The organism is Pseudomonas sivasensis (assembly GCF_021391435.1).
Lineage (GTDB): Bacteria > Pseudomonadota > Gammaproteobacteria > Pseudomonadales > Pseudomonadaceae > Aquipseudomonas > Aquipseudomonas sivasensis.
On sequence record NZ_CP090029.1, the window covers coordinates 176,716 to 201,157 of the forward strand.

The following is a 24,442-nucleotide window of genomic DNA, read 5'->3' on the forward strand; positions in this document are numbered from 1 at the left end:
CGCCGCACTTAGCCAGGGATGCTCACCATGTTCGATTCGCTCAAAGCCATCAGCCGTCGTGTTGTCGGCGTGTTTCTGACCGTGGTGGGGGCCGTTTTCGGCCAATGGCATCCTCCGCTATGGCTGCGTGCTATCGGCCGTGGCGTGGAAAAACTTGGGAGTAAAGCCCGTGCTTACCCGCGTCAGACGGGTGCCGGAGTGCTCGGGCTAGCACTGCTCGTGGCCGCTGGCTTCTACGGCTGGCACTGGTATTCCAATCTGCCGCAGCCGCATACCGCGAGCTACTCGCTGCACAAGCCCAACCTGACTGACTACACCCAGCCAACGCCAGTTGTGGATAACTTACAGGTGCGCTTCGCCGAGTCCGTGGCGCCCCTTGCGGCCATCGGCAAACCCGTCACCGAGGGCATTACCCTAAAGCCCGAGGTCGCAGGCACCTGGCGCTGGGCGGATGACCGTAGCCTGTTGTTCGTGCCGGAGAAAGACTGGCCTATCGACGCCCATTACACCCTTGATCTGGCCAAGAGAAACCTGTTGGCAGATGGCGTATTGCTGGATCAGTACAGCACTCAGTTCTCCACCCAACCGTTCCGCGCCACCCTGGCCGCCAACGAGTTGTACCAGGATCCATCCAACCCGACGCTGAAGCAGCTGGTGGCGACCTTCCATTTTTCCCACCCTGTGGATGAAGACAGCCTGCGCAAGCACGTAACGGTGAACCTCGACAAAGGCCTGACCTACCGCGACGCCCAATTGCCAAATCGCCCGGAAATCACCTTCGACGAGAAAAAACTCAACGCCTACGTACGCTCCGCAGCCTTGGCCACCCCGCTGGAAAGCACCCCGGTCAGCGCCAAACTCGACGAAGGCATCAAGGCTCGCGATGGCGGCAACGCCAGCGCCGCATCGTTGGTGGCCAAAGTCACCGTACCCGGTCGCTATCGCCTGACATTTACGGGCGCCGAAATCAGCTTTGTGGATAACGAACGCGCAGAGCCAGAGCCAGTGCTGATGTTCAGCAGTTCCAGCGCTGTAGCCGATGACACCATCGCCGGTAAGGTCCAAGCCTGGCTGTTGCCGGAAAAAGCCCAGGACGACACCCGCCCCTATAACACCAATGAAATCGACGACGCCCTGCTCGCCCGCAGCACCAAGGTCAACCTGACCCACGTGCCCAGCGTCGAACCGCTGAACACCCTGCACGCCTTCAAGTTCAAGGCCCCTGCCGGACGTGCGCTGTATGTACGCGTGCCCGCTAACCTGGAGGCCATCGGCGGCTATCTGGCGAAGGATCCTACGGCGTCGCTGGTCAGCATGCCGGCGTATCCGCGCACCTTGCAGTTCCTGTCTGACGGCGCCCTGCTCAGCCTCACTGGCGAGAAACGCCTGGGCTTCATGGCCAGGGGAGTGCCCGGCGCCCACGTGGAAATCGCCCGCCTGTTGCCCAACCAGTTGCAACACTTGGTGGACCAGAGCAGCGGCAGTTTTGCGCGGCCGAACTTTGGCAATGAGTACTTCGATCGTATGGTCGAGCGTCAGTCTCTGGACATTCCTATGTCATCCAATGACCCGGCCAAAACCGTCTACGACAACGTAGATTTGAGCCACTACCTCACCGCCAACGGCGGCCGTCGCGGCATTTTCGTGCTCAAGCTGAGCCCACAGGATGAACCGGCCGAGCGTACGTTCGAATATGAACGCAGCAGTACCAGCGACCTGCGGTTTATCGTAGTGACCGACCTCGGCATCATCGCCAAACGCTCCAGCGACGGCAGTCACGACGTGTATGTGCAGTCCATCGGTAATGGTTCGCCGGTGGCCGACGCGCAAGTCGACATCATCGGTCGCAATGGCTTGCCGGTGAGCAGCGGTCACACGGACGGCGAAGGCCATGTGCATTTCGCCAAGCTGGATGAACTGCGCCGTGAGAAAACGCCGCTTATGTATGTGGTCAGTCGCGGCAATGACCAATCGTTCCTGCCAATCGCCCGTCAGTCCCAGCAGCTGGATTTGTCGCGCTTTGATGTAGGCGGTTTGGAAGAAGACGGTGCGATTGATCGCCTCAGCGCCTACCTGTTTACCGACCGCGGCCTGTACCGACCCGGCGAAACCGCCCACCTGGGCATGATCGTGCGCAGCGGCAACTGGAAAGGCGCCTTGCAAGGTCTGCCGGTGGAGCTGCAAATCACCGACCCGCGCGGTCTGGAAGTGATTCGCCAGCCACTGAAGCTCTCCGCCAGCGGGTTTGAAACCTTTGATTTCCCCAGCAGCGAAGTGGCCCCAGCCGGGGAATACACCGCGACCTTGCAGTTGATTGGCCAGAAGCAAACGCGCACAGACCTGGGCAGTGTCAGCTTCAAAGTCCGCGATTTCGAGCCGGACCGCATGAAGGTCAGTTTGAGCCTGCACGACACGCCGGTGCAGGGCTGGATTCCCCCGGACCAAGTGGTGGCTAAAGTCACCGCCATGCACCTGTTCGGCGCCCCGGCCTCGGGCCGTCGCGTTACTGCAAAAATGTCACTGAGCCCGACGCTCGCGGCATTCGACCGTTACCCCGACTACCGCTTCCGCCTCAATGATTCCCTGGAAGACGCCAGCACCGAAGACCTGGCCGAAACCACCGTCGACGATAACGGCCAGGCCGTGCTCGACCTCAACCTGCAACGTTTCGCCAACAGCACCTATCGTTTGCAAGTGATGACCCAGGTGTTCGAGGCTGAAGGTGGCCGCAACGTGGCGGCGCAAAGTGCACTGCTGGTGTCGTCCGCACCGTACCTGGTGGGTGTGAAAAGTCAGGATTCGCTGTCATACGTCGCTAAGGACGCCCCGCGCCAGGTGCAATGGCTGGCCGTCGCGCCAGACCTCACACCGCTTGCGGTGGATGGCTTGACCAGCGAAGTGGTCGAGCACCGTTATGTGTCGGTGCTGGTGAAGCAATCCAACGGCACCTACAAGTACGAGTCACGTATCAAGAACATCAGCCAACCGGCCTCACCGCTGGTGATGACCAAAGACGGCGCCAAGCAGACCCTGAATACCGGTACGCCAGGGGATTTCACCCTGCAACTCAAGGACGCCAACGGCAACCTGCTCAACCAGATCGACTACAGCGTGGCCGGGCGCGGCAACACCTCGCGCTCCCTGGAGCGTAACGCCGAGCTGCAACTGCGCCTGGATAAACGCAGCTACGCCACCGGTGATGAGATCGCCATCAGCATTCGCGCGCCGTACACCGGCGCGGGCTTGATCACCATCGAGCGCGACAAGGTCTACACCCAGCAGTGGTTCAAGGCCGACAGCACCAACAGCGTGCAACATATCCGCGTGCCTGCGGGCCTTGAGGGCAATGCCTACGTCAACGTGCAGTTCGTGCGAGACATCGGTTCGTCCGAGGTTTATATGAGCCCGCTTTCCTACGGTGTGGTGCCCTTCAGCATCAACCTGGACGCGCGGCGCATGGCACTGAAGGTCGACGGCCCGGCGAAGATCGAGCCGGGGCAGACCCTCGACATTAAGGTCAACACCGACCGCCCGGGTCGCGCCGTGATCTACGCGGTGGACGAAGGCATCCTGCAAGTAGCGCGCTATCAAACGCCTGATCCGCTGGGTTTCTTCTTCCAGAAGCGTGCGCTGGAAGTCGGCACCAGTCAGATTCTTGACCTGATCCTGCCGGAGTTCAGCCGCCTGCTCAGTGGGGCGGCGCCTGGAGGCGATACGGAAGGCGCCCTGGCTAATCACCTCAACCCGTTCAAACGCAAACATCAGCCGCCAGTGGCGTGGTGGTCCGGGCTTGTGGATTTGCCGGTCGGTGAAACCGTGCTGCATTACCAGGTACCCGACAGCTTCAACGGCAAGTTGCACCTGTTTGCCGTCGCGGTGGATACCGACAGCGTGGGCGTCAGCGAGACCACTACCGACGTGCGCGGGCCGATCGTGATCACGCCCAACGTGCCGGCCTTCGTGGCGCCGGGGGATGTGTTCAACGTCAGCGCCGGGGTGTTCAGCAACCTCGACGCGGCAGCGGATGTGAAATTTGAAGTGCAGACCAGCGCCGGCCTCGTGGTTCAGGGCGACAAGGGCAGCACCTTGTCACTGCAACCGCGCAAAGAAGGCACTGCCGAATTCAAGATCAAAGTCGGCGACACCCTCGGTTCGGCAGACCTGCGCTTTGTCGCGGTGCTGCCGGATGGCAAGCGGATCCAGGTGGCGGAAACCACGTCAATCCGCCCCTTGAGCGAACACCGCGTCGCTCTGAGCCTGGGCCGTTTCGACAGCGCCAGCAAAGAACTCAAGCCCACACGTGAACTGTTCAGCCAGCTGCGTGATGTGCAGTTGGGCGTGGCCGCCTCGCCGCTGGTATGGGCCAATGGCCTCAAGCACTACCTGGATGACTACGGCTATGCATGCACCGAGCAATTGGTGTCCAAGGCCATGCCGGCATTGATCTGGGGCGGCACCGCACCCGAGGCTGAACAAGCCTTCAGCAGCGCGGTCCGCATGTTGCGCCAGCGTCAAAACCAGGCCGGTGGCTTTGGATTGTGGGCTGCCAACCCTGACGTGGCGCCGTACGCCAGCCTGTACGCCACTGATTTCCTGATCGAAGCCAAGGAGCGCGGGCTGCCGGTGCCGGAGGACCTGCTGGTGCGTTCCAACGCGTATCTGACAGACCTGGCCAACGGCCCGAGCGAAGGCCTGTCGGAATTGCGTAACCGTGCCTACGCCAGTTACCTGCTGAGCCGTCAGGGGATTCTGGTGAGCGGCGCGCTGAGCGACATCCGCGAGCGCTACGAGAGTTACTTCAAGGACAGCTGGCAGAACGACCTGGGCGCCGCCTACCTGGCTGCCAGCTACAAACTGCTCAAGCAGGATCGGCAGGCCGATACGCTGTTCCGCAAAATCCCGTGGCGTTCGCTTGTGGATAAGTGGGACAGCGACGGCCTGTACTACGACCCGCTGGTGCACGACGCCGAACACTTGCACCTGCTGGCGCGCCATTTCCCTGAACTGATGGATGACGTGCCCACCGCGCTACTGGATAAGCTCGGCAAACGCCTCAACGAGCAGCGCTACAACTCGCTGTCGGCGGCATTGTTGCTGCGCGCCCTGGACAACTATGGCCAGCGCGCGCAAAGCGACATGACCCTCAAGGCCACCGCCTGGCTGGGCGATAAACAGCAACAATTGCTGGAAATGGCCGGCCAGCCACCGCGCGCCGCCGTACCGCGCGCCACGCAGAAGCTGGTCATGGAAAAATCCGATGGCCCAGCAGCGTTCTACATGCTCAGCGAAGCCGGTTTTGATAAAGGCGCCAAGCTCAAAGCCATCAACAACGGCCTGGAAATCATCCACGAATACCTCGACCTCAAAGGCGAGCCAGTGAGTAAGGTAGCGGTGGGTGATGAGTTCCTGGTGCGCTTGCGCCTACGGGCTACCGACCGTGACCAAGTGCAGCAAGTGGCCGTGGTCGACTTGCTGCCCGGCGGTGTCGAGCCTGTGTATAACTTGCCTCCAGAGCCGGAAGCCGCGAGCAGCGAGGAAAGCGAAGGCGAAGAATCCGAGTACGTTGAAGCCAGCGAAGAAGAAGCTGACACCTGGCAGGCCCCCATCGGCGAAACCGAGCTGAGCAACTGGCAGCCAGACTACGTGGATGTGCGGGATGATCGGGTGGTGTTGTACGGCACTGCGCTACGTGATGTAGGCACTTTCGTTTACCGCGTACGCGCCACCAACGCAGGGACGTTCAATACGCCACCGGCTTACGCCGAAGGCATGTACGAAACCACCCTGCAGGGACGCGGCAAAGTAGGCCAGCTTGAAATTACCAAGCCTTAAACGTCTGACGCCGCTGCTGGCAGCTGCGGCGTTACTGGCCGGCGTGCGACTTTGGCCCCATGCGCCGCTGGAACAGGCCATTACCTCCTCCAGGGTCGTATTGGCCGATGACGGCTCGCTGTTGCGTATGACGCTGGCCCAGGACGGTCAATATCGCCTATGGCTACCACTGGAGCGCATTTCACCTTCATTGATTGAGGCGCTGCTGCTCAAGGAAGACCGCAATTTCTACTGGCACCCGGGGATCAATCCCCCGGCGTTGCTGCGGGCGGCCATGGCCACCTACAGCGGAGGCCAGCGCCAAGGCGGCTCGACGTTGAGCATGCAACTGGCGCGGCGCCTGTGGGATCTCAACACCCGCCAAGTGCCCGGCAAATTGCAGCAGATGGCGTTGGCGCTGTGGCTGGAAGCGCGCTACAGCAAGCACGACATCCTTGAGGCGTACCTGAACTTGGCGCCCATGGGCGGCAATATCGAAGGCGCCGAAGCGGCCAGTCGCATCTACTTTGGCAAGGCGGCGGCGCACTTGTCGCTGTCCGAAGCGTTGGCATTGGCGGTAATCCCCCAACAGCCCGGCCGTCGAGCACGCTTCGGGCCTTCGCTGCAAAACGCCCGGCTGCGCTTGATGGCTGACTGGCGCGAGACTTATCCACAAGACCCGCGTAATGACAGTTTGCTGGACTTGCCCTTGGAAGCGCGCAACCGCCAGCAAATTCCTTTTTTGGCGCCACACTTGAGCGAGCAATTGCTGGCATCTCAAGCCGGTAACGAGTTGAACAGCACGCTCAATCTGCCTTTGCAACAATTGCTGGAACGTCTGATCACCGGGTTTATCGCCGAACGGCGCAGCACCGGGGTGGAGAACGCCACCGCGATCCTGATCGACAGCCGCGATCAGAGCGTCAAGGCGCTGGTGGGCTCAGCGGACTACTTATCCACAGACATCCATGGACAGGTCAATGGTGTGCTATCACGGCGCTCGCCGGGGTCTACGCTCAAACCGTTTCTCTATGGGCTGGCGCTGGACCAAGGGGTGATCCACCCCATGAGCATCCTCAAGGACTTACCGAGTAACTTCGGCTACTTCCAACCGGAAAACTTCGACGGCAGTTTTGTCGGCCCACTGACGGCCCGGGATGCGTTGATCCGCAGTCGCAATATCCCCGCCGTGTGGCTGGCCAGCCAGGTCAAGTCGCCTTCTCTATACGGCTTGCTGCAACGCGCCGGCATCAAAGGCCTACGCGACGAAAGCCATTACGGCCTGGCCCTGGCACTGGGTGGCGGCGAGATGACCCCGGAGGAGCTGGCGCGACTGTATGTGATGTTGGCGGGAGACGGGCATTTACGGCCGTTGCGCTACTTGCAGCAACAGCCGCAAACCACCGGCGCACAACTGCTCAGCCCGCAGGCCGCGTTTATGGTGCGCGACATGCTGCGCCGCAACCCACGCCCAGATGGCCTGCCCGGCCGCCATTGGCGAACCGCCTGGAAAACCGGTACGTCATGGGGTTTTCACGATGCGTGGAGCGCCGGACTGGTCGGCCCGTATGTGTTGGTGGTGTGGGTGGGTAACTTCGATGGTCGGCCAAATCCAGCGTTTATTGGTGCCAAGACCGCCGCGCCGCTATTCTTCCGCATTGCTGACGCTTTGCCCCTGGCATTACCCAACGTCGCGATCAAAGCCGACAAACCGCCCGCGGGGCTGGTGCGCATTGATGTCTGCGCTGCCTCCGGTGAGCTGCCCAACCGCTGGTGCCCGCAAACCCGCAAGACCTGGTACATCCCCGGCGTCTCGCCGATCCGCGTTTCCAACCTGCACCGCCCGGTGCTGATCGACACCCGCACCGGCAAAGCCGCGTGCCCGCCGTTCGATCCGCAATACACACGAGAGGACATCTTCGAGTTCTGGCCCAGCGACGTTCAACGCCTGTACCGAGCAGCCGGCCTGCCCCGCCGAACCCCGCCCAACGTGATGAAAAACTGCCAACCCAACCGCATCACCGACCAGAGCGAAGCGCCGCAGATTCGCTCGCCACTGACTCAGGTGAGCTACCAACTGCGCTTGTCTCAACCCCAGGAAAGCATCCCGCTGAACGCGAATGCGGCCAGCGATGCGGCGACGCTGTACTGGTTCGCTGATCAAACCTTGATCGGCCAAGGCCCGCCGCAAGCCACGCTGAACTGGAGGCCGGGCAAGTCAGGGGAATATCGGTTGCGGGTCAGTGATGATCAAGGACGCAGCACGAGTCGGGGGTTGCGGGTGGAGTTTGTGCCTTAGGGGCAGTTATCACCCTCAGCAAGCTCAACATAATTCGATTCCCCGCCTCCGGTCGCACCCGATAACCAACCCCATACAAAGCTCAGGCTGGTACGCCCAGACGTATCCACACTCACTGTACCTCGCGACCAACCGGACAGCAGCTCACCGTCCAGCGTCAGGCACTGAAAAAGCAGCTCAATGGTATCGGCGCCGGTCACGCGACCGACTTGCGTCCCCGTACGGATTCGGCCGCCTTGGTAGGTGCTGGATAGGGCATCACCGTCGACACGGTAATGAAACACCGTGCCGGTACCGGAAAGCCCATGGGTGTTATTCGCGACCACAAATCGGCGATTGTGCAAACGCTCGCCGAGGTGGGGAAAGGAAGATGGCATCAACGTGGCGTCCTTGCGTTGAAACCTGGAGACCCGATGGGCCTCCAGGTGAGCGAGGTATTACTCGACTGTCACCGACTTGGCCAAATTACGTGGCTGGTCTACGTCAGTGCCCTTGAGCACGGCCACGTAGTACGACAGCAGCTGCAGCGGGATGGTGTAGAGGATCGGCGACAAGGTGTCGTTGATGTGCGGCATGTTGATGACGTGGGTGCCTTCGCCATTGATCATGCTCGCCTTCTCGTCGGCGAATACCACCAGTTGGCCGCCACGGGCGCGTACTTCCTGCAGGTTGGATTTGAGCTTTTCCAGCAGTTCGTTGTTCGGCGCCACAGTGACCACCGGCATGTCGTCATCCACCAGGGCCAACGGGCCGTGTTTCAGCTCGCCGGCCGGGTAGGCTTCGGCGTGGATGTACGAGATTTCCTTGAGCTTGAGGGCACCTTCCATCGCCACCGGGTACTGCGCGCCACGGCCAAGGAACAGGGTGTGGTTCTTGTCGGCGAACAGCTCGGCGACTTTTTCCACGACGCTGTCCATGGCCAGTGCTTCGCCCAGGCGAGTCGGCAGGCGGCGCAATTCTTCCACCAAGGTAGCTTCAACACCTTCGGCCAGGGTGCCTCGCACTTGGCCCAGGGACAGGGTCAGTAGCAACAAACCAACCAGTTGGGTGGTGAAGGCTTTGGTGGAAGCTACGCCGATTTCGCGACCCGCCTGGGTCAGCAGGGTCAGGTCGGACTCACGTACCAAAGAGCTGATACTGACGTTGCAGATCGCCAGGCTGGCGAGGAAGCCCAACTCTTTGGCGTTGCGCAGCGCGGCCAGGGTGTCGGCGGTTTCGCCGGACTGGGAGATAGTCACGAACAAGGTATCGGGCTGTACCACCACCTTGCGGTAGCGGAACTCACTGGCGACTTCGACCTGGCACGGGATGCCAGCCAGGTCTTCCAGCCAATAACGGGCAACCATGCCGGCGTGGTAGCTGGTGCCACAAGCGACGATCTGCACATTGCGCACTTTGGCGAACAGCTCGGCGGCCTGGGGGCCGAACGCGTTGACCAGCACTTGGCTCTGACTCAGTCGACCTTCCAACGTGCGCTGGACCACGGCAGGTTGCTCGTGGATCTCTTTGAGCATGAAATGGCGGTACTCACCTTTATCGGCCGCTTCGGCGCCGTCGCGGTATTGCACAGCTTCGCGTTCGACGGAATTACCGTTAACGTCCCAGATCGCCACGCTTTCACGGCGTATGTCGGCGATATCGCCTTCTTCCAAGTACATGAATCGGTCGGTGACCTGACGCAGGGCCAGTTGGTCGGAAGCGAGAAAGTTCTCGCCCAGGCCCAGGCCGATCACCAGCGGGCTGCCACTGCGGGCGGCTACCACACGGTCCGGTTGGCTGGCACTGACGACGGCCAGGCCATAGGCGCCGTGCAGTTCCTTGACCGTGGCCTTGAGGGCGGTGGTCAGGTCGCTGTGGTCCTTGAGCTTGTGATTGAGCAGGTGGGCGATGACTTCAGTGTCGGTGTCTGAGGTGAACACGTACCCCAGGCTCTTGAGCTGTTCGCGCAGCACTTCGTGGTTTTCGATGATGCCGTTGTGCACCACGGCCAGGTCACCGGAGAAGTGCGGGTGGGCGTTGCGTTCGCACGGTGCGCCGTGAGTGGCCCAGCGGGTGTGGGCAATCCCCAGGCGACCTACCAGCGGTTCGCCGGCCAGGGCCTGCTCCAACTCACTGACCTTGCCCGGGCGACGCATGCGCTCAAGCTTGCCGGCGTTGGTGAAGACGGCCACGCCGGCGCTGTCGTAGCCACGGTATTCAAGGCGCTTGAGGCCTTCGATCAGAATGGCGGTAACGTTACGTTCGGCGACTGCGCCAACAATTCCACACATGGTGCTTCTCCTAGATGATTGCCGCGCATATCAGCGTAATGCCGCGGGCTTGGATCTGGTCGCGGGCCTCAAGCGGCAGGCGATCATCGGTGATAAGGGTATGGACGCTGCTCCAGGGCAGTTCCAGGTTGGGAATTTTGCGGCCGATCTTGTCGGATTCGACCATCACCACCACTTCACGGGCGACCTCGGCCATCACACGGCTCAGACCCAGTAATTCGTTGAAGGTGGTGGTGCCACGCTGCAGATCGATGCCGTCGGCGCCGATGAACAGTTGATCAAAGTCGTAGGAACGCAACACCTGCTCGGCGACCTGGCCCTGAAACGAGTCCGAATGCGGGTCCCAGGTGCCGCCGGTCATCAACAGCACCGGCTCGTGTTCCAATTCGCTCAAGGCGCTGGCTACGTGCAGGGAGTTGGTCATGACCACGAGTCCGGGCTGGTGGCCCAGTTCCGGGATCATGGCGGCGGTGGTGCTGCCGCTGTCGATGATGATGCGGGCGTGTTCCCGCAAACGCATCACGGCAGCACGGGCGATCGCACGCTTGTAGGCCGAGATCGGTTGGGCAGGATCGCCTACCAGTTCCTGAGGCATGGTGATCGCACCACCGTAGCGGCGCAGCAACAGGCCGTTACTTTCTAGGGCGGCCAAGTCCTTGCGGATAGTGACTTCGGAGGTTTCGAAACGCTTGGCCAATTCGTCCACGCTGACTTCGCCCTGTTCGTTGAGCAAGGTCAGGATGTTGTGGCGTCGTTGGGGTGTATTTCGTTTCGACATGGTATTGATAAGTTTCGTTTCGAAAGATAACGAAGGCAATCAAAACCTATTAGGACTATATCGTCAAGAGTCTGGAACAGATTCTTCAAACAACGCAGGCCAAATGTGGGAGGGGGCTTGCCCCCGATTGCAGTAGATCAGTCGACTAGAACATTGACTGAAAATCCGCCATCGGGGACAAGCCCCCTCCCACATTTGGATAGCACTGCTGATGACGCTGTGGATAACTCAGGTCTTTTTGATTTTGACCGGGCGTTTCCAGCCGTCGATGTTGCGTTGGCGGGCCCGAGCTACGGCCAGTTGGGATTTATCCACATCCTGGTTGATGGTTGAGCCTGCGGCAGTGTTCGAACCATCACCGATCGTCACTGGCGCAATCAGCGAGTTATTCGAGCCAATGAATACGTCCTCGCCAATAGTGGTCTGGTACTTGTTGGCGCCGTCGTAGTTGCAGGTGATTGCGCCAGCGCCGATGTTGCTGCGAGCACCGATAACCGCATCACCAAGGTAGGCCAGGTGGCCGGCCTTTGCGTCGTCGCCCATTCGTGCATTTTTCAGTTCGACGAAGTTGCCGACATGCGCCCTGGCCCCCATCACAGTGCCCGGACGCAACCGAGCAAACGGGCCAGCATCGCTGCCCTCGCCCATCACCGCGCCGTCGATATGGCTGTTGGCCTTGATCACCACGCCCTTGCGCAGGGTGCTGTCCTTGATCACGCAGTTCGGGCCGATGACTACGTCGTCTTCGATGATTACGCGACCTTCGAGGATCACGTTGATGTCGATCAGCACGTCGCGCCCCACGGTGACCTCACCGCGTACGTCAAAACGCGCAGGGTCGCGCAGGGTCACTCCCTCAGCCATCAGGCGGCGACCTTCTCGCAGTTGGTAGTGACGCTCCAGTTCGGCCAACTGCTTGCGGTCGTTGGCGCCCTGCACTTCCATAGGGTCGTGGGGCTGCTCGGTAGCTACCAGCAGGCCATCGCTCACGGCCATCTCAATCACGTCGGTGAGGTAGTACTCACCCTGAGCGTTGTTGTTGGACAGACGGCTCATCCAGTCGGCGAGCTTGTTGCCAGGCACGGCGAGAATACCGGTATTGCCTTCAGTGATGGCACGTTGGGCCTCGCTGGCGTCCTTGTGCTCAACGATGGCCGCGACCTTGCCATCGGCATTGCGCACGATGCGTCCGTAGCCGGTGGGGTCTTCCAGTTCCACGGTGAGCAGGCCCATCTGACCAGGCACTACGTGCTTAAGCAGGCGTTGCAGGGTTTCCACTTCGATCAGCGGCACGTCGCCGTAGAGGATCAGCACGGTGTCAGCGGTAATGAACGGCACAGCTTGCGCGGTGGCGTGGCCGGTCCCCAGTTGTTTGTCCTGCAATACGAAATTCAGGTCATCCGCAGCCAAGCGCTCACGCACTGCATCGGCACCGTGGCCGATCACTACGTGGATGCGTTGCGGGTCCAACTGCCGGGCGCTGTGGATAACATGGCCAAGCATGGAGTTGCCGGCCACCGGGTGCAGCACCTTGGGCAGGGCAGAGCGCATGCGGGTGCCCTGGCCTGCGGCGAGAATGACGATTTCAAGAGACATTAATGGCTACCAATCCTGGACGGTCCGGCTTCAGACCAAAGATGTGTTTTGCTAAAAAAGAAAAAGGGTAGCCGAGGCTACCCTTTTTAATCAATCGCGCATAAGCATCACGGCGTAGCCGCTTACTTCTTGCGGATCTGCTGGAGCGTGCGCAGCTGAGCTGCAGCCTCGGCCAGACGTACAGCAGCAGCGCTGTAGTCGAAGTCCGCACCCTTTTCGTTCAGGGCCTTCTCAGCAGCCTTGACGGCTTCCTGAGCGGAGGCTTCATCCAGATCGCCAGCACGTTGCACGGTGTCGGCAAGTACCTTGACCATGTTCGGCTGAACCTCAAGGAAACCACCGGAGATGTAAAACACCTCACGTTCCCCGCCTTGCTTGGTCAGAGTGATCGGACCTGGCTTCAAGCTGGTGATCAACGGCGCGTGGCCCATGGCAATACCCAGGTCACCGAGTTCGCCGTGTGCAATCACCATTTCTACCAGACCGGAGAAGATTTCCCCTTCCGCGCTGACGATATCGCAATGGACTGTCATAGCCATCTGATTGCCTCAACCTGATGAGCGCCCGTTTCCGGGCGCCTGGATTACAGTTTCTTGGCTTTCTCGATCGCTTCTTCGATGCCGCCGACCATGTAGAACGCTTGTTCTGGCAGGTGGTCGTAGTCACCGTTGAGGATGCCTTTGAAGCCAGCAATGGTGTCTTTCAGGGAAACGTATTTACCCGAAGCACCGGTGAAGACTTCAGCCACGAAGAACGGCTGCGACAAGAAGCGCTGGATCTTACGAGCACGGTTTACCAACTGCTTGTCGGCTTCCGACAGCTCGTCCATACCCAGGATCGCAATGATGTCCTTCAGTTCTTTGTAACGCTGCAGCACGTACTGAACGCCGCGAGCGGTGTCGTAGTGCTCCTGGCCGATCACGTTCGGGTCCAGCTGGCGCGAAGTCGAGTCGAGTGGATCGACCGCTGGGTAGATACCCAGGGAAGCGATGTCACGGGACAGAACGACGGTGGCGTCCAAGTGGGCGAAGGTGGTCGCTGGCGATGGGTCGGTCAAGTCATCCGCAGGTACGTATACCGCTTGGATCGAAGTGATCGAACCTTCCTTGGTCGAAGTGATACGTTCTTGCAGAACGCCCATCTCTTCAGCCAGGGTCGGCTGGTAACCTACTGCGGAAGGCATACGGCCCAGCAGTGCGGATACTTCAGTACCGGCCAGGGTGTAACGGTAGATGTTGTCGACGAACAGCAGAACGTCGTTACCTTCGTCACGGAACTTCTCGGCCATGGTCAGGCCAGTCAGTGCTACGCGCAGACGGTTTCCCGGCGGCTCGTTCATCTGACCGTAAACCAGTGCCACTTTGTCCAGAACGTTGGAGTCCTTCATCTCGTGGTAGAAGTCGTTACCCTCACGAGTACGCTCACCCACACCAGCGAACACGGAATAACCGCTGTGCTCGATGGCGATGTTACGGATCAGTTCCATCATGTTTACGGTCTTGCCTACACCGGCACCACCGAACAGACCGACTTTACCGCCCTTGGCGAACGGGCAAACCAGGTCGATAACCTTGATGCCGGTTTCCAGCAGGTCGTTGCCGCCAGCTTGTTCCGCGAACGAAGGTGCTGGACGGTGAATGCCCCAGCGCTCTTCGGTGTCGATCGGACCAGCTTCGTCAATCGGGTTGCCCAGTACGTCCATGATCCGGCCCAGGGTCGCTTTACCGACCGGTACGGAGATGGCTGCGCCAGAGTCGATTACGTCCAGACCGCGCTTCAAGCCTTCGGTGGAACCCATCGCAATGGTACGAACTACGCCGTCGCCCAGCTGCTGCTGAACTTCCAGAGTAGTTTCCGCGCCTTGTACTTTCAGCGCGTTGTAGATGCTCGGTACGCTGTCGCGTGGAAATTCCACGTCGATAACGGCGCCGATGATTTGAACGATACGTCCGCTACTCATAGCTGGATCCTCTGAATATTTGAACCGTTAAACCGCGGCAGCGCCGCCGACGATTTCCGAGATCTCTTGGGTGATCGCAGCCTGACGCGCCTTGTTGTAGATCAGCTGCAAATCGCTGATCAGATCACCGGCGTTATCGGTAGCGTTTTTCATCGCGATCATCCGCGCCGCTTGTTCAGCTGCGTTGTTCTCGACCACCGCCTGGTACACCTGCGACTCCACGTAGCGCACCATCAAGCCGTCAAGCAGCTCTTTGGCGTCTGGTTCGTAGAGGTAGTCCCAGTGGTGCTTGAGTTCCTGATCCGGAGTCGCCACCAGTGGAATCAATTGCTCCACGGTTGGCTGCTGGGTCATGGTGTTGATGAACTTGTTGGATACCACGGAGAGGCGGTCAATCCGGCCTTCCAGGTACGCATCCAGCATCACCTTCACACTGCCGATCAAATCATTGATCGACGGCTCTTCACCCAGGTGGCTGATAGCTGCAACGACGTTACCGCCGAAGTTACGGAAAAAGGCCGCACCCTTGCTACCAACAACACACAGATCGATCTCGACGCCGTTTTCGCGGTTTACCGCCATGTCCTTGACCAGGGCCTTGAACAGGTTGGTATTCAAACCACCGCACAAACCACGGTCACTGCTCACTACCACATAACCCACACGCTTAACTTCGCGGTCGATCATGAACGGGTGGCGGTATTCCGGGTTGGCGTTGGCCAGATGCCCAATTACCTGGCGGATACGCTCCGCATAAGGACGGCTAGCAGCCATGCGCATTTGTGCCTTGCGCATTTTGCTTACCGCCACTTTTTCCATGGCGCTGGTAATTTTTTGCGTGCTTTTGATGCTCGCAATCTTACTGCGAATCTCTTTTGCGCCTGCCATGTAACACCTATCAGGTTAGCAAGCGGGAGCCTTGCGGCTCCCGCTGCGGCTTACCAGGTTTGGGTGGCCTTGAACTTCTCGATACCGGCTTTCATGCCAGCGTCGATATCGTCATTGAAGTCACCCTTCACGTTGATCTTCGCCATCAATTCGGCGTGATCGCGGTTGAAGTAAGCAATCAGCGCTTGTTCAAAGCTGCCGACCTTGGCGATTTCAACGTCGGTCAGGAACCCACGCTCAGCGGCATACAGCGACAACGCCATGTCAGCGATCGACATTGGGGCGTATTGCTTCTGCTTCATCAGCTCGGTAACGCGCTGACCATGCTCAAGTTGCTTACGGGTCGCTTCGTCCAGGTCAGAAGCGAACTGGGCGAATGCCGCCAATTCACGGTACTGAGCCAGAGCGGTACGGATACCACCGGAGAGCTTCTTGATGATCTTGGTCTGAGCGGCACCACCCACACGGGATACCGAAACACCGGCGTTCACTGCAGGGCGGATGCCCGAGTTGAACATGGCCGATTCCAGGAAGATCTGACCGTCGGTGATGGAAATCACGTTGGTCGGAACGAACGCGGAAACGTCGCCAGCCTGGGTTTCGATGATCGGCAGAGCGGTCAGGGAGCCGGTTTTGCCGGTCACTGCGCCGTTGGTGAACTTCTCTACGTACTCTTCGGAAACGCGGGATGCACGCTCCAGCAGACGGGAGTGGAGATAGAACACGTCGCCTGGGTAAGCTTCACGGCCTGGTGGACGGCGCAGCAGCAGGGAAATCTGGCGGTAAGCCACTGCTTGCTTGGACAGATCGTCATAAACGATCAGCGCGTCTTCACCGCGGTCGCGGAAGAATTCACCCATGGTGCAACCGGAGTACGGTGCCAGGAATTGCAGCGCAGGAGATTCCGAAGCACTGGCAGCCACGATGATCGTGTTGGCCAGGGCGCCGTTTTCTTCCAGCTTGCGAACCACGTTGGCGATGGTCGATTGCTTCTGACCAATAGCTACGTAGACGCAGAAAATGCCGCTGTTCTTCTGGTTGATGATCGCGTCGATTGCCAGAGCGGTTTTACCGATCTGACGGTCACCGATGATCAGCTCACGCTGGCCACGGCCGACAGGGATCATGGCATCGACAGCCTTGTAGCCAGTCTGTACAGGCTGGTCTACCGACTTACGCCAGATCACGCCTGGAGCAACTTTCTCGACCGCGTCGGTCTCGGTGTTGCCCAGTGGACCTTTACCGTCAACAGGGTTACCCAGTGCGTCGACTACGCGACCCAGCAGTTCCTTACCAACCGGAACTTCCAGGATGCGGCCTGTGCACTTGGCGCTCATGCCTTCAGCAAGACTGGTGTATGCGCCCAATACAACGGCACCTACGGAGTCTTGCTCCAGGTTGAGGGCCATACCGTAGACGCCGCCCGGAAACTCGATCATCTCGCCGTACATAACGTCGGCCAGACCGTGAATCCGCACGATGCCGTCAGATACGCTGACGACAGTGCCTTCGTTACGGGCTTGGGAGGTCACATCGAGCTTGTCGATGCGGCCCTTGATAATTTCACTTATTTCGGAAGGATTGAGTTGCTGCATTGCTCTGCTGCCCCTTCAAACTCAAGATTTCAATGCTTCGGCAAGATTCGCGAGTTTGCCGCGAATCGAGCCATCGATAACCAGGTCGCCGGCGCGAATGATGACACCACCAATAAGGGTGGCATCCTCCGCAACTTGCAGGCGCACTTCCCGGTCGAGTCGTGCACTGAGAACCTTGGCGAGTTTGTCTTGCTGTTCTTGGTTCAATGCAAAAGCACTGGTGACTTCAACGTCTACCGATTTCTCTTGCTCGGCCTTGTACAGGTCGAACAGAGCGGCAATCTCCGGCAGAAGCAGGAGACGGTCGTTTTCGGCAACGACGTGCAAGAAGTTCTGCACTTTCACATCAAACTTGTCGCCGCACACTTCAATAAAAGTGGCGGCCTTGTCTGCGCTCGTCAGTCGCGGGGCCTTGAGCACGCGCTGCATGGTGTCGTCTTGCGACACTGCTGCAGCCAGGCCGAGCATGGCTGACCAAGAGGCCAGCTGCTGGTGGGCCTGGGCGTGCTCGAAGGCTGCCTTAGCGTAAGGTCGGGCCAACGTGGTCAATTCTGCCATGATCGCCCTCGCTTAAATTTCAGCAGCCAGTTTGTTAACCAGCTCCGCGTGCGCGTTTTGATCGATTGTGGCACCCAGGATCTTCTCAGCACCGCCGACGGCCAGAGCACCCAGTTGGGCACGCAACGCGTCTTTGACACCGTTCAGTTCCTGCTCGATCTCGGCCTGAGCCTGAACCTTCACACGGTCAGCGTCGATACGGGCTTTTTCAACAGCCTCTTCAACGATCTGGTTACCGCGTTTCTTGGCTTGCTCAATGATTTCGGCTGCTTGAGCTTTCGCTTCGCGCAGTTGTTGACCCGCTTTATCTTGGGCCAACTCCAGGTCGCGAGCTGCTCGTGCTGCAGCGTCCAGTCCATCCGCGATCTTCTTCTGACGTTCGTGCAGAGCTGCGATGACCGGAGGCCATACGAACTTCATGCAGAAAACGACAAAAATCAAGAACGCTAAGGACTGACCAATAATGGTTGCATTAATGTTCACGCCAATACCTCGCTCATTCGTTGCACAACACACCAATCACTCGAAAAGACGAGTGATTAACCGGCGAGTTGACCAACGAAAGGGTTCGCGAAGGTGAAGAACAGAGCGATACCAACACCGATCATGGTCACGGCGTCGAGCAGGCCGGCGACGATGAACATTTTAACTTGCAGCATTGGAACCATTTCTGGCTGACGCGCTGCGCCTTCCAGGAATTTGCCGCCCAGCAGGCCGAAACCAATGGCAGTACCCAGGGCGCCCAGGCCGATCAACAGTGCAACAGCGATAGCGGTTAGACCAACTACAGTTTCCATCTTTCCTCCCGACTTTTACGTCGTATGGTTTAGGTTTTTTAGATTTTAAAGCGGTAAAACAAATCGTTTCATAGCCCTGGTGGGCCACCTTCCCGTTTCACCGGGAAGGACATCAGACTAGTCGAGACTGGTCTTAATGGTTCTCTTCGTGCGCCATCGACAGGTAGACGATGGTCAGCATCATGAAGATGAAGGCCTGCAGGGTGATGATCAGGATGTGGAACACAGCCCACGCCCACTGCAGAACAATGCCCAGGCCGCTAAGCCAGAGCAGGCCGCTGCCGAACATCACAGCGATCAGAATGAACACCAGCTCGCCGGCATACATGTTGCCGAACAGTCGCAGGGCCAGGGAGATCGGCTTGGCGATCAGGGTCACGAATTCCAGCAGGAAGTTCACCGGGATCAGCAGGGCTTGAACAAAGATGTTCTTGCTGCCGAACGGGTGCAGGGTCAATTCGCCGATGAAGCCGCCGATGCCCTTGATCTTGATGCTGTAGAAAATGATCAGCGCGAATACCGACAGGGCCATGCCCAGGGTAGCGTTCGGGTCAGTGGTCGATACGGCACGGAATGGAATATGCGGGTCGCCGGAAATCGCCATGGCCAACTGAGGAATCCAGTCAACCGGGATCAAGTCGACGGCGTTCATCAGGAACACCCAGACGAAGATGGTCAGTGCCAACGGTGCAATCACCGGGCTACGGCCATGGAAGCTGTCTTTCACGCTGCCATCGACGAATTCGACCAATACTTCAACGAAGTTCTGCAAAGCACCTGGATGACCGGAAGTCGCCTTCTTCGCCGCCATGCGGAAAATTAGGACGAAGATCAGACCCAAAGCGACCGACCAGCCCAGAGTATCCAGGTGGAAAGCCCAGAAGCCCATTTCTTTGGCTTCTGCTGCGGAGTGGGCAAAGCCCCAGCCGCCGTTGGGAAGCTGACCGAAGGTCAAGTTCTGCAAGTGGTGCTGGATATAGCCCGAAGCGGTTGTTTCTGCCATGGTTGCCTCAAACGCCCTAAGGTTTCGAAAGTCTTGTTTTCATTAGCAGGGGAGCGAACCAGCTGACCAGTTGGGTCAACACGAAGACGCCGAATACAGCCAGCGGCGCCAATGGCTTCACACCTGCAAAGGTCAGTGCAAACAGCACTGCCGTCAAAATCAGTTTCCCCGCCTCGCCGGCATAAAAAGACCGGACGATAGCCTGGGCTGCTCGGGCGCCGGAAAACCGAAAGGCCCTGTGAGCAAAATACATATTGGGCAGCAAGGCTATCAGGCCTCCGCAAAGTCCCGAATATCCGGCTACGACTCCATGCCAGTACCAAAGCGCCAATGCAGCGATTAGCAAAATGACAAATTGAGCCAATAAAACCGGAAAAACAGCCAAGCGATGGAAGGGCAACGTGTTTGGCGTGCGGGTTTCCATCACTCTTGCTCCTCAATAGTCGGCTGCCGGAAATCAATAACTTGGCATAATTTGTGCCGACAAAATGCGCGCAGAGTATAGGGGCGGTTCTGCCCCTATTCAACTGCCGGGTAGTGATTTCCGATCACACGCTACATAAGCAAATGTTTCAGCGGATGTGGGCAAGGACACCCTGAAGCTCATCAAGGGAGTTATATCCGATGACCAATTGCCCTTTGCCTTTCTTGCCGTGGCGAATTTGTACCGCAGAGCCCAGGCGCTCGGCCAGGCGCTGCTCGAGACGCGCGATATCCGGATCAGGTTTGGCCGTTTCGACCGGTGCAGGTTTGCCGCTCAGCCACTGGCGAACCAGGGCCTCAGTCTGACGAACGGTAAGCCCTCGTGCGACAACGTGTCGCGCCCCTTCAACCTGTTGATTTTCCGGCAAACCGAGCAAAGCACGGGCGTGGCCCATTTCCAGATCGCCATGGGACAACATGGTCTTGATGACTTCCGGCAAAGCGATCAGGCGCAGCAAGTTGGACACGGTGACGCGGGACTTACCCACCGCTTCGGCCACTTGCTGCTGCGTCAGCTGGAATTCCTGCTGCAGGCGCTGCAAGGCGATCGCTTCTTCGATCGGATTGAGGTCTTCGCGCTGAATATTCTCGATCAACGCCATGGCGATCGCCGTTTCATCAGGCACATCACGCACCATCGCGGGAATGGTCTCTTTGCCGGCCTGCTGACTGGCGCGCCAGCGGCGTTCACCGGCGATGATTTCAAAACGACCGCCACCAATCGGGCGCACCACGATCGGCTGCATCACGCCTTGAGCTTTGATCGAATTGGCCAGTTCCTCCAACGCCTGGGGATCCATGTCACGGCGTGGCTGGTATTTGCCGCGCTGGATCAAGTCCAGAGGTAAGTGCTGCAGCTCGCGCTCGTCGGCCTGCACCGCTTGTTCTTCAAGCGATGTGACGGTCGGACCACTCAACAGTGCATCCAGTCCACGTCCGAGACCTCGTTTCTTGACGGCCATGGGGATTCCTTAAGTTGGCTGGGCTGCAGCGGTGCGGGAGTTGCGGCGTTGGCGGCGAACCATCTCGCCAGCCAGAGCCAGGTAGGCGATGGCGCCACGGGACGATTTGTCATACGCCAACGCAGGCATGCCATAGCTTGGCGCTTCGGCCAAACGGATATTGCGCGGAATCACGGTGTCGTAAAGCTGCTCGCCGAAGTGTTCCTTGAGCTGTGCCGACACATCGTTCATCAGGCTCAGGCGCGGATCGAACATGGTCCGCAGCAGGCCTTCGATCTGCAGGTTTGGGTTGAGCAATTCGGCGATACGCTTGATGTTATCCACAAGGTCGCTCAAACCTTCCAGTGCGTAGTACTCACACTGCATGGGGATAATCACCCCATCGGCAGCCACCAACGCATTGAGCGTCAGCATCGACAGCGACGGTGGGCAATCGATCAAAATGTAATCATAGTTCTCGCGGATCGGCGCCAAGGCGCTGCGCAGACGGCTTTCTTTCATCTGCATTTCCAGCAACACCACTTCCGCCGCAGTCAGATCGCGGTTGGCCGGCAGCAATTGATAACCGCCATGCTCGGAATAGTGCATGGCCTGGGCCAGGTCACACTCGCCGATCAGCAAGTCGTAGACCGAGTTTTCCAGGCCATGTTTATCCACACCGCTACCCATGGTGGCGTTGCCCTGTGGATCGAGATCGATCAACAGCACCCGTCGCTTGGTAGCGACCAAGGATGCTGCGAGGTTGATGCAGGTGGTGGTTTTGCCCACGCCACCTTTCTGGTTCGCTATCGCGAATACCTTAGCCATTCTTGCTTGTGTTCCCAATCATGCCGTGCGGCGCAGTATCAGCAGATGGCGTTGGCCTTGGCAACCGGGTACGGCCAAGGCGTGTTCGCTATCGAGGTGGAAGTCTGCCGGCAATGCTAACAGCTCATCACTCGGATGGACGCCCTTCATTGCCAGCCAGCGGGTATCGCGGTCACCCAGGTGGCGTGTCCAGTTGCTGAAGTTCTCCATGCTGCTGAACGCCCGGGAAACAATTCCGTTGAAAGGCAGTTCAGGCGTGAATTCTTCGACACGGCTGTGGATAACGTGAAGGTTATCCAGCTTGAGTTCGAGTTTGACCTGAGTCAGGAAGCGGGTTTTCTTGCCATTGCTGTCCAGGCAGGTCACTTGGGACTCGGGAAACAGGATGGCCAAGGGGATACCTGGCATGCCGCCGCCACTGCCCACATCCAACCAGCGACCGTTTTGAATAAATGGCATCACGCTCAAGCTGTCGAGCAAATGCCGGGACACCATCTCATCGGGATTGCGCACTGCCGTGAGGTTGTAAGCCTTGTTCCATTTGATCAACAGGGCTAGGTAGCCCAACAGCAACTCATGCTGGGCGGACGTCAGATCGACGCCCAATTGGCGTGCACCTGTGGATAACTCTTCGGCGTGTTGCAGGGTGACCAACGAACTCAAGCGCTTTGCTCCAACTGACGGCCCGCGCCGCGTTTTTTCAAATGAATCATCAACAGCGAAATGGCTGCCGGGGTGACGCCGGGAATACGTGAAGCCTGACCCAGGGTTTCTGGTCGAGTTATCCCCAGCTTGCTCTGAATTTCTTTCGAAAGCCCGGAAATCCCGGTGTAGTCGATATCCACAGGCAGCTTGGTGTCTTCACTGGCGCGCAGACGAGCAATCTCGTCCTGCTGGCGGTCAATGTAACCGGCGTACTTCGTCTTGATTTCGACCTGCTCGGCAACCTGTGGATCTTCTGCGCCGCCGCCCGTCACTTCGACCAAGCCAGCGTAGTCGATTTCCGGACGTGACAGCAGGTTCAGCAAGTTGTACTCGTGAGTCAGCGGCGTGCCGAATTTCTCGGCAATTGCATCACCTTGTTCGGTACCGGGGCGAACCCAAGTGCCTTTCAGGCGCTGCTCTTCCAACGCAATGCTTTCACGTTTTTTGCAGAAGGCTTCCCAGCGCACGTCATCGACCAGCCCCAGTTCGCGGCCTTTTTCGGTCAGCCGCAGGTCGGCGTTGTCTTCGCGCAGGATCAGACGGTATTCCGCCCGAGAAGTGAACATCCGGTACGGTTCCTGGGTACCCAGGGTAATCAGGTCGTCCACCAACACACCGATGTACGCTTCATCGCGACGCGGGCACCAACTGTCTTTGCCTTGTGCACGCAATGCGGCGTTGGTCCCGGCCAGCAAACCTTGGGCGCCGGCTTCTTCGTAACCGGTTGTGCCATTGATTTGGCCGGCGAAGAACAGCCCGCCGATCACTTTGGTCTCCAGGCTGTACTTCAGATCACGAGGATCGAAGTAGTCATACTCGATGGCATAGCCAGGTCGCACGATATGTGCGTTTTCCATGCCGCGAATCGATTGCACGATCTGGATTTGCACGTCGAACGGCAGGGAAGTAGATATCCCGTTCGGGTACAGCTCGTGAGTAGTCAGGCCTTCGGGTTCGATGAAGACCTGATGGCTCTCTTTGTCGGCAAAGCGGTGGATCTTGTCTTCGATGGATGGGCAATAGCGCGGGCCAATCCCCTCGATCACACCGGAATACATCGGCGAACGGTCGAGGTTCGCGGCAATGATCTCGTGAGTTCGGGCATTGGTGTGGGTAATCCAGCAACTCACCTGCTTGGGGTGTTGCTCCTTGGAACCCATGAACGACATCACCGGGATCGGCGTATCGCCCGCTTGCTCAGTCATCAACGAGAAATCCACAGAACGCCCGTCGATACGCGGCGGGGTTCCGGTTTTCAGGCGACCGACACGCAGCGGCAATTCACGCAGGCGTTTTGCCAAGGCAATCGACGGAGGATCACCGGCACGGCCACCGGAATAATTCTGCATTCCGATGTGGATAAGTCCGCCAAGGAAGGTTCCGGTGGTCAACACCACGGATTCTGCGAAGAAGCGCAGACCCATTTGGGTGACAACGCCCTTCACCGCGTCTTGTTCGACGATCAGGTCATCCGCTGCTTGTTGAAATATCCACAGGTTCGGCTGGTTTTCCAGGGTTTCACGTACAGCAGCCTTGTACAGAATGCGGTCAGCTTGTGCCCGAGTGGCGCGCACTGCCGGGCCTTTGCGGCTGTTGAGAACGCGAAATTGAATACCACCCTTATCGGTTGCCATGGCCATTACGCCGCCAAGGGCGTCGATTTCCTTGACCAGATGGCTTTTGCCGATACCACCAATGGCGGGGTTGCAACTCATTGCACCGAGGGTTTCCACGTTGTGCGTGAGCAACAGGGTTTTTACGCCCATGCGTGCTGACGCCAGTGCTGCCTCGGTACCGGCATGACCGCCGCCGATGACGATCACTTCAAAACGGGAAGGGAAATCCACCACGCACCTCGTGCCTGCTTAAGTAGGTAATTAGGAATTGATTGATTGAACTGGTTTTAGAGCTTTGGCGGCAAGTATAGGGA

The 24,442-nt window shown here is 58.8% G+C and carries 19 protein-coding genes; 2 read left to right on the forward strand and 17 right to left on the reverse strand.

Features of this window, described 5'->3' with window-relative positions; all coding sequences use genetic code 11:
* The first annotated feature begins 27 nt into the window (after positions 1-27).
* Together LRO94_RS00780 and pbpC are read left to right on the forward strand one after the other, a co-directional pair.
* On the forward strand, positions 28-5,832 hold the full coding sequence (locus tag LRO94_RS00780; RefSeq protein ID WP_179179725.1) for an alpha-2-macroglobulin: 5,805 nt from the start codon (positions 28-30) through the stop codon (positions 5,830-5,832).
* Complete coding sequence (pbpC, locus tag LRO94_RS00785) at positions 5,813-8,110, forward strand: penicillin-binding protein 1C (RefSeq protein ID WP_122756196.1); 2,298 nt, start codon at positions 5,813-5,815, stop codon at positions 8,108-8,110. Before LRO94_RS00780 ends, pbpC begins: the two co-directional genes overlap by 20 nt.
* On the opposite strand, the gene LRO94_RS00790 is transcribed toward pbpC, so the two are convergent.
* From LRO94_RS00790 to mnmG, 17 genes are all read right to left on the reverse strand, one after another.
* Entirely contained in the window at positions 8,107-8,487 is a 381-nt protein-coding gene (locus LRO94_RS00790) for a hypothetical protein (RefSeq protein WP_179179724.1), read from the reverse strand. The two genes, pbpC and LRO94_RS00790, sit on opposite strands and share 4 nt — an antisense overlap.
* Positions 8,488-8,547: 60 nt before the next feature.
* Positions 8,548-10,380: a glutamine--fructose-6-phosphate transaminase (isomerizing) gene (gene glmS / locus LRO94_RS00795; protein WP_032885169.1), complete on the reverse strand. Its 1,833-nt coding sequence runs from the start codon at positions 10,378-10,380 to the stop codon at positions 8,548-8,550.
* Positions 10,381-10,390: 10 nt separating this feature from the next.
* Positions 10,391-11,158 (reverse strand): DeoR/GlpR family DNA-binding transcription regulator, encoded by a 768-nt coding sequence (locus LRO94_RS00800; RefSeq protein ID WP_024078249.1) that lies wholly within the window; start codon positions 11,156-11,158, stop codon positions 10,391-10,393.
* Between the two features lie 228 nt (positions 11,159-11,386).
* Positions 11,387-12,754, reverse strand: a complete 1,368-nt coding sequence (glmU, locus tag LRO94_RS00805; RefSeq protein WP_032885167.1) for a bifunctional UDP-N-acetylglucosamine diphosphorylase/glucosamine-1-phosphate N-acetyltransferase GlmU — start codon at positions 12,752-12,754, stop codon at positions 11,387-11,389.
* A 122-nt stretch (positions 12,755-12,876) separates the two neighbouring features.
* A complete protein-coding gene (locus LRO94_RS00810) occupies positions 12,877-13,293 on the reverse strand; it encodes a F0F1 ATP synthase subunit epsilon (protein ID WP_032885166.1) in 417 nt (138 codons plus the stop codon).
* A gap of 44 nt (positions 13,294-13,337) precedes the next feature.
* Positions 13,338-14,714, reverse strand: a complete 1,377-nt coding sequence (gene atpD, locus LRO94_RS00815) for a F0F1 ATP synthase subunit beta (protein ID WP_003177062.1) — start codon at positions 14,712-14,714, stop codon at positions 13,338-13,340.
* Positions 14,715-14,741: 27 nt separating this feature from the next.
* Positions 14,742-15,602, reverse strand: a complete 861-nt coding sequence (gene atpG, locus LRO94_RS00820) for a F0F1 ATP synthase subunit gamma (RefSeq protein ID WP_010565870.1) — start codon at positions 15,600-15,602, stop codon at positions 14,742-14,744.
* A 50-nt stretch (positions 15,603-15,652) separates the two neighbouring features.
* Positions 15,653-17,197 carry a F0F1 ATP synthase subunit alpha gene (gene atpA, locus LRO94_RS00825; RefSeq protein WP_003177064.1) on the reverse strand — a complete coding sequence of 515 codons (1,545 nt, stop codon included), beginning with the start codon at positions 17,195-17,197 and terminating at the stop codon, positions 15,653-15,655.
* Between the two features lie 21 nt (positions 17,198-17,218).
* Positions 17,219-17,755, reverse strand: a complete 537-nt coding sequence (locus LRO94_RS00830; RefSeq protein WP_032885165.1) for a F0F1 ATP synthase subunit delta — start codon at positions 17,753-17,755, stop codon at positions 17,219-17,221.
* Between the two features lie 12 nt (positions 17,756-17,767).
* Complete coding sequence (locus tag LRO94_RS00835) at positions 17,768-18,238, reverse strand: F0F1 ATP synthase subunit B (protein WP_008439543.1); 471 nt, start codon at positions 18,236-18,238, stop codon at positions 17,768-17,770.
* 56 nt (positions 18,239-18,294) lie between these two features.
* A complete protein-coding gene (gene atpE, locus LRO94_RS00840) occupies positions 18,295-18,552 on the reverse strand; it encodes a F0F1 ATP synthase subunit C (RefSeq protein ID WP_002555987.1) in 258 nt (85 codons plus the stop codon).
* Positions 18,553-18,685: 133 nt separating this feature from the next.
* The gene (gene atpB / locus LRO94_RS00845) at positions 18,686-19,555 is read right to left on the reverse strand and encodes a F0F1 ATP synthase subunit A (protein ID WP_032885163.1); all 870 of its coding nucleotides are present in this window, start codon (positions 19,553-19,555) and stop codon (positions 18,686-18,688) included.
* Positions 19,556-19,571: 16 nt separating this feature from the next.
* Positions 19,572-19,979 carry a F0F1 ATP synthase subunit I gene (locus LRO94_RS00850; RefSeq protein WP_010565865.1) on the reverse strand — a complete coding sequence of 136 codons (408 nt, stop codon included), beginning with the start codon at positions 19,977-19,979 and terminating at the stop codon, positions 19,572-19,574.
* A gap of 148 nt (positions 19,980-20,127) precedes the next feature.
* Entirely contained in the window at positions 20,128-21,000 is an 873-nt protein-coding gene (locus LRO94_RS00855; RefSeq protein WP_016970690.1) for a ParB/RepB/Spo0J family partition protein, read from the reverse strand.
* 9 nt (positions 21,001-21,009) lie between these two features.
* Positions 21,010-21,807 (reverse strand): ParA family protein, encoded by a 798-nt coding sequence (locus LRO94_RS00860; protein ID WP_032885161.1) that lies wholly within the window; start codon positions 21,805-21,807, stop codon positions 21,010-21,012.
* Positions 21,808-21,825: 18 nt separating this feature from the next.
* Positions 21,826-22,470, reverse strand: coding sequence for a 16S rRNA (guanine(527)-N(7))-methyltransferase RsmG (gene rsmG / locus LRO94_RS00865; RefSeq protein WP_032885159.1), 645 nt, complete (start codon positions 22,468-22,470; stop codon positions 21,826-21,828).
* Positions 22,467-24,359, reverse strand: a complete 1,893-nt coding sequence (mnmG, locus tag LRO94_RS00870; protein WP_179179723.1) for a tRNA uridine-5-carboxymethylaminomethyl(34) synthesis enzyme MnmG — start codon at positions 24,357-24,359, stop codon at positions 22,467-22,469. Before mnmG ends, rsmG begins: the two co-directional genes overlap by 4 nt.
* Positions 24,360-24,442 lie beyond the last annotated feature (83 nt).